A 5979-nucleotide genomic window follows, 5' to 3' on the forward strand; every position below is an offset into this window, starting at 1 on the left:
CCGGGCGGGCGAACCTGCGCGCGGACCACGCGCTGCGGCAGCGGCTGCTGGACGTGGCCGAGGCCGACCACAGCTGGTGCTCCGGCCTGTCCGGCGCGGTGCTCGCGCACGCCGCGCACCCCGACCAGCCGGTCGACGCGCACACCCTGCACCTGGACCGGTGCCTCAACGCGCTGGCGGTGCACGAACCGCTGCGCGACCTCAGCCTGTGCCACGGCGAGCTCGGTGTGATCGAATCCCTCACCGTGCTCGCCGAACGCGGGCACGCCCTGGCGACCGCCATGCAGACCCGACGTGCCGGGCTGGTGCTCGGGGCGCTGGACCAGTACGGAGCGCGCTGCGGCACCCCCGGCGGCGTGCCGTCGGCCGGTCTGCTCACCGGGCTGTCCGGGATCGGGTACGGACTGCTCCGCCTCGGTTTCCCCGAGCAGGTGCCGTCCGTGCTCCTGCTCGGCACACCGCACCACAACACCCAACCCCGCGAGGAGAACACCAGATGAGCAACGCCAACCACGACGAGGTCACCACCTGGGACGAGGACCAGGACGGCGACCACCCCGCCGGTGAGATGGCGCTGTCCCGCAAGACCAGGACCGGGGCCCGTGCCCGCGCCCTGGCCGGTCTGACCCTCGCCGTCGGCGCGTACGCGATGGTCGCCGCGAACGCCACCAGCATCACCGTCAGCGCGCCCGCGTTGCCCGCATAGCGGATCGCCGCGCCGCCGGACTGCCCGCCCACTGGGGGTGCGGGCAGTTTGGTGTGCGGTCGATCAGCTTGACTATGGTCGTGCCATGCACACCCGCGCGCCGGTCGTGGTCGGCCGCGACGAAGAACTCCGCGTGCTCGACCAGGTCCTCGTCGACGCCGACGCCCGTCGCGGACGAGCGGTCTTCCTCGTCGGGGAGCCCGGGATCGGGAAGACCAGGTTGGCGCGCTTCGCCGCCGGCGTCGCGTTCGACCGCGGCATGCGGGTGCTGCGCGGGCGCGGCAGCACGATAGGACCGATCGTGCCGTTCCGGCCGCTGGCCGAGGCGCTGATGTCCCTGCTGCGCACCGGTGACGGCCCGGACCTGCGCGAACTCGGGCCGTACCAGCCGGCGCTCGGCACGCTGGTGCCCGAGTGGAGCCGGGAGCACGGCGGCGCGGAGGAGCAGCGGCAGGCGGACTCCGTGGTGGTGCTGGCCGAGGCGGTGCTGCGGCTGCTGGCCGTGGTCGGTCGGGAACGGCCGTGCCTGGTGGTGCTGGAGGACCTGCACGACGCGGACGTCGAGACGCTGGCCGTCGTCGACTACCTGGTGGACAACCTCGACCAGGTGCCCGCCGCGCTGCTGGTGACCACCCGCGCCGACCCCGGCCCGACGCTCGACGTGGTCCGCCTGGCCGCGCAGCGGGAGGCAGGCGTGCTGCTGGAGTTACGACGGTTGACCGAGGCGCAGGTGCGCCGGATGGTCGCCGGCTGCCTGGAGGTGGACGAGGACGAGGTGCCCGACGAGGTCTCCGACCGGATGTGGGCGGACAGCGCGGGCAACCCGTTCGTGGTCGAGGAGATGCTGCACGGCCTGGTCAACGGCGGTCTGCTGGTGCGCGGTCCGGGTGGCTGGCAGGTGCTGGGCGAGCTGCGCATCGACGTGCCCTCGGCCCTGGTGCGGTCCGTCGCGCACCGCACGGACCGGCTCGGTCCGCAGGGCCGGGAGCTGCTGTCGGTGGCCGCCGTGCTGGGCCACCGGTTCCCGCTGTCGGTGCTGCGCGAGGTGACCGGGCTGGACGACCGCGGCCTGCTGTCCCACCTGCACGCCGGGGTGGCGGCGCAGCTGGTCACACCGGACGAGCCGGTGCCGGACTGGTACGCGTTCCGGCACCCGCTGACCGCCGAGGCGTGGCTGGCGCAGCTGCCGCCGCCGCACCGGGCCGAGCTGTCCCGGCGGACCGCGGACGCCGTGCAGGCGCTGCACCCGGGTCTGCCCGGTGAGTGGTGCGCGCTGGTGGCGTCGCTGCGGCTGGACGCCGGGCAGACCGCGGAGGCGGGCGCGCTGCTGGCCGAGGCGGGGCGGCGGGCGCTGGCGGACGGCGCGGCCGGGTCGGCGGTGCGGCTGCTCGACCACGCGCACCGGCTGCTGGCCAGTGGGGTGGACGTCTCGGTCCGGGCCGACGTGCTCGACTCGCTGCTGCCCGCGCTGGCCGAGGCGGGCCAGTTCGAGCGGGCGTTCGAGCTGGTCGACGCGGTGGCGGAGCTGAGCGCGGCCGGGTTGAGCCGGGTCCGGCGCGGCGAGCTGCACACGACGTTCGCGCAGGTCGCCAACGTGGGCGGCCGGTGGACCGACAGCATGGCGCACGTGGAGACGGCGCGCGGGCTGCTGGGCGCGGACGCCGACGACGAGCACACCGCGCGGCTGGACGCGGTGGCGGCGCTGATGATGCTGCACGTGGAGGTGCCGGACCGGATCGCGTCGGCCGAGTTCCTGGCCCGCCGCGCGGCGGACGCGGCGAAGCGGGTGCCGCTGCCCGAGGTGGGCTGCGACGCGTGGCAGCTGCTCGGCGTGCTGGCCCGGGAACGCGACCTGGGCGAGGCGGCCGAGTGCTTCGCCCGGGCGCGGGCGCTGGCCGAGGAGCACGGCCTGCCCTTCCAGCGGCTGTACGCGGTGAGCAGGCAGGCGGGGCTGGACTGGCTGGCCGACGGGGTGGAGACCGGGCTGGTCGAGGCGCGCGAGGAGGCGTTGCGGCTCGGTGCGATCAGCGTGGCGTACGGCGCGGACTCGATCCTCGGGCTGGACGCCGTGCTGCGCGGCCGGTACGACGAGGCGGTGGGGCAGCTGGAGCGGATCGTCGCGGACACCCGGCGGTTGCAGCTCAAGCACCTGACCCTCTACGGGTTGATGGCGCAGGCGACGGCGGCGGCGCACCGGGGCAGGCGGGCCGGGATGGAGGCCGCGATCGAGGCGTTCGACGCGGTGGGCGGGGTCGGGTCGCAGGAGCGGCCGCTGTGCTTCGGGCTGGCGCGGGCGTTCTGCGCGCTGCTGGAGGAGGACCGCGCGACCGCCCGGCAGGACCTGGCGCGGGCGATGGCCCACGAGGCGGAGACGCCCACGGTGTACCACCTGTCCGGCAGGCACGGGTTGCGGCTGCTGCTGGACGCGTTGTCCGGGGCCCTGGACCTGGACGGCTACCTGGACGTGACCCGCTCGGCGGCGGCCCGGATGCGGTGGAACCGCGGGTTCGCGCAGTTCGCGCTGGCCGTGCTGCTGGGCAGGCTGGGCCGGGAGGCGGAGGCGGCGCAGGCGGTCCGGGACGCGCGCGAGGCGTCGGCCATCCACCCGCTCGCGCGGCACCTGGGCCTGCGGCTGGTGGCGGAGGCGGCCGTGGCCGACGGGTGGGGCGAGCCGGTGGCCTGGCTGCGCGGCGCCGAGGAGTACTTCCACCAGGCCGGTCAGGCGGCCGTGGCCAGCGCGTGCCGGGGGTTGCTGCGGCAGGTGGGCGCGTCGGTGCCGCAGCGGCGGACCGGGTCCGACCAGGTGCCGCGCCCGCTGCGGGCGCTGGGCGTGACCGTGCGGGAGTTCGAGGTGTTCCGGCTGCTGGCGGGCCGGCTCGGCAACAAGGCGATCGCCACCCGGCTGCACATCTCGCCGCGGACGGTGGAGAAGCACGTGGCCAGCCTGATCACCAAGACCGCGCAGCCGGACCGGGAGTCGCTGAGCGCGTTCGCCGCGTCGCTCGGACCCGCCGACCGGTCGTAGCCCGCCCCGGACCCGCCGACCGGCCCTAGCAAGGCGGTGGCGGGTCCGTTAGACCTGGTCCGGTGAGAATCCTGGTGGCAGTGGCGCTGATGACGGTCCTCGGCGGTGGGGTGGCGCAGGCGTCCCCCGCGGCCGACGCGGCGGATCCGACGGGCACGACCCGCGGCCCGTGCGCCTACGCGGTCACGCCGGACGAACCGGCCGCACGTCCCGTGACGCTGCCTCCCGACCCCCGCCACACACCCGACCACGGCCACCCCGAGGTGCTGCTGAAGACCAACCGGGGGCCCATCCCCCTGGTGCTGGACCGCGCGCAGGCGCCGTGCACCGTCCAGAGCTTCCTGCACCTGGTGCGGAAGAAGTTCTACGACGACACGACGTGCCACCGGCTGACGGCGTACCCGACGTTGAAGGTCCTGCAGTGCGGTGACCCGTCCGGCACCGGCGAGGGCGGCCCCGGTTACAAGTACAAGGACGAGCTGCCCACCGACCTCGCGCCGGCCCCGAACGACCCCACCGGCCTGCGCCGCATCTACCCTCGCGGCACCTTGGCCATGGCCAACGCGGGCCCCGACACCAACGGCAGCCAGTTCTTCCTGGTCACGTCGGACTCCGTGCTGCGGCCGAACTACACGGTCTTCGGCCGGATCACCCCCGCCGGGCTGGCCACGCTCGACGCGGTGGCCGCGGGCGGCATCGCGCCGAACCCGGACAGCGAGGTCGACGGCCCGCCGGCGCTGACCACGGACATCGAGCGCGCCAAGCGCACCTGCTGACCGGGGTCAGGAGGCGGGTGCGGCGACCCGGATGTCGGCGTTCCAGTCGGTGAAGTGGTAGAGGGTGCGCTCGAAGACGTTGTCCTCCAACGTCTTCAGCACCTGCTCCACCCGCACCGGCAGGTCGCCCGGCCCCACCCACACGGTCGCGGACGCGGTGAAGCCGGACTCGTAGCCCGCCAGCAGCCGGGCGCGGCGGGTGCCGTCGGCGGTCCGCTCGGCCAGCAGCCGCAGGTCGAGCAGCAGGGCGTAGCGGTGCGTGGCGACGCCGTCGAGCTGCTCGTCGCCCTGCTCGACCAGCAGGCCGCCGGCGAGCGACCGCACGACCGACGCCGGGTCGACCTGGTCGGCCAGGCCGGCCACCGTCGTGTCCGCCGGCACGGGCGCGTGCTGGGTCAGGTCGAGCCTGGTCCACGCCCCGCCGCCGGTGCGCGCGTAGCCGGCGTCGGCCACCACGACGACCTCGGTGGTCGGGTCCTGCCGCAACGACAGCAACCGGCCCTCGGGGGCGCGCAGCAGGCCGCCCGCGAACCGCACGTCCCGGCCGGGCACGGCGTTCTCGGTCTCGAAGCGGACGGACCGCTGCTCGTCGGCGCGGGCGGCCAGCGAGGTGACCAGGGTGGCGCTGTCGGGCGCGACCGGGCCCAGGGTCGGCTTGGGCAGGGCGGTCCGCTCGGCGCACCCCGCCAGTGCCACGGCGGCCAGCAGCAACGCGACGACGGACCTGCGCATGACTCCCCCCACGGACGGTGAACACCGCCATCCTCCCCCACCCACCGCCGTTAAGGAGTACGAACCCCGAAAGTGCCTCGGCTACCGTCAGGGCATGCCCCACGTGCTCTCGATCAACGTCGGCTCCCGCGTCGAGTTCGACCAGGCCGCCCTCGGCCACACCGGCATCGGCAAGCGGCCCGCGCCGGGCCCCCTGGAGGTCCGCGCCCCCGGCCCGCGCGGCACCGGCGGCAGCGGCGTCGTCGGTGACCACATCTCGGACCTGCGCAGCCACGGTGGCGACGACCAGGCCGTTTACGCCTACGCGCGGGAAGAGCTGGACGAGTGGTCGGCGGAGCTGGGCCGCGACCTGCCGCCCGGGCTGTTCGGCGAGAACCTGACCACGGTGGGCCTGGACGTGTCCGGCGCGCGCCTCGGTGAGCGGTGGCGGATCGGTCGGCTGCTCCTCCAGGCGACCACCCCGCGCATCCCGTGCCGGACGTTCGCGGGCGTGATGGACGAGCGCGGGTGGGTCAAGACGTTCACCCGGCGCGCGCTGCCGGGCGCGTACTTCCGGGTGCTGGAACCGGGCACGATCACCGCGGGTGACGAGATCAGGGTCGAGCACCGGCCGGACCACGACGTGACCATGGCGCTCGCGTTCCGCGCGCTGACCCTGGAGCCCGAGCTGCTGCCCGGCCTGGCGGCGGCCGGCGACGACCTGACCGAGGAGCTGCGGCGCCGGGTCGAGCGGCGGGCGT

6 protein-coding genes are annotated in these 5979 nt (G+C 75.3%); 5 read left to right on the forward strand and 1 reads right to left on the reverse strand.

From position 1 onward, the window contains the following. From AB0G02_RS26280 to AB0G02_RS26295, 4 genes are all read left to right on the forward strand, one after another. The coding region (locus tag AB0G02_RS26280) for a lanthionine synthetase LanC family protein (RefSeq protein WP_360798489.1) at positions 1-500 on the forward strand (500 nt) is incomplete at its 5' end. Beyond that, positions 497-706: a hypothetical protein gene (locus AB0G02_RS26285; RefSeq protein ID WP_360798492.1), complete on the forward strand. Its 210-nt coding sequence runs from the start codon at positions 497-499 to the stop codon at positions 704-706. The genes AB0G02_RS26280 and AB0G02_RS26285, both read left to right, overlap by 4 nt. Positions 707-791: 85 nt before the next feature. Then, a complete protein-coding gene (locus tag AB0G02_RS26290) occupies positions 792-3731 on the forward strand; it encodes an AAA family ATPase (RefSeq protein ID WP_360798495.1) in 2940 nt (979 codons plus the stop codon). Positions 3732-3820: 89 nt separating this feature from the next. Beyond that, positions 3821-4507 (forward strand): peptidylprolyl isomerase, encoded by a 687-nt coding sequence (locus tag AB0G02_RS26295; RefSeq protein ID WP_360798503.1) that lies wholly within the window; start codon positions 3821-3823, stop codon positions 4505-4507. A gap of 6 nt (positions 4508-4513) precedes the next feature. Here the strand turns inward: AB0G02_RS26295 and AB0G02_RS26300 are convergent, their stop codons facing one another. Then, entirely contained in the window at positions 4514-5239 is a 726-nt protein-coding gene (locus tag AB0G02_RS26300) for a hypothetical protein (protein ID WP_360798497.1), read from the reverse strand. A gap of 94 nt (positions 5240-5333) precedes the next feature. On the opposite strand from AB0G02_RS26300, the gene AB0G02_RS26305 reads away from it, so the two are divergent. Continuing rightward, the coding region (locus AB0G02_RS26305; RefSeq protein ID WP_360798500.1) for an MOSC domain-containing protein at positions 5334-5979 on the forward strand (646 nt) is incomplete at its 3' end.

This window comes from Actinosynnema sp. NPDC023658 (assembly GCF_040639995.1).
In the GTDB taxonomy this organism is placed as follows: Bacteria; Actinomycetota; Actinomycetes; order Mycobacteriales; family Pseudonocardiaceae; genus Actinosynnema.

Excerpts from the sequence above, each read along its gene's own strand:
- AB0G02_RS26300 (WP_360798497.1), bottom strand. The coding sequence starts at position 5,239 with ATGCGCAGGTCCGTCGTCGCGTTGCTGCTGGCCGCCGTGGCACTGGCG.
- AB0G02_RS26295 (WP_360798503.1), top strand. The coding sequence starts at position 3,821 with ATGACGGTCCTCGGCGGTGGGGTGGCGCAGGCGTCCCCCGCGGCCGAC.
- AB0G02_RS26290 (WP_360798495.1), top strand. The coding sequence starts at position 792 with ATGCACACCCGCGCGCCGGTCGTGGTCGGCCGCGACGAAGAACTCCGC.
- AB0G02_RS26285 (WP_360798492.1), top strand. The coding sequence starts at position 497 with ATGAGCAACGCCAACCACGACGAGGTCACCACCTGGGACGAGGACCAG.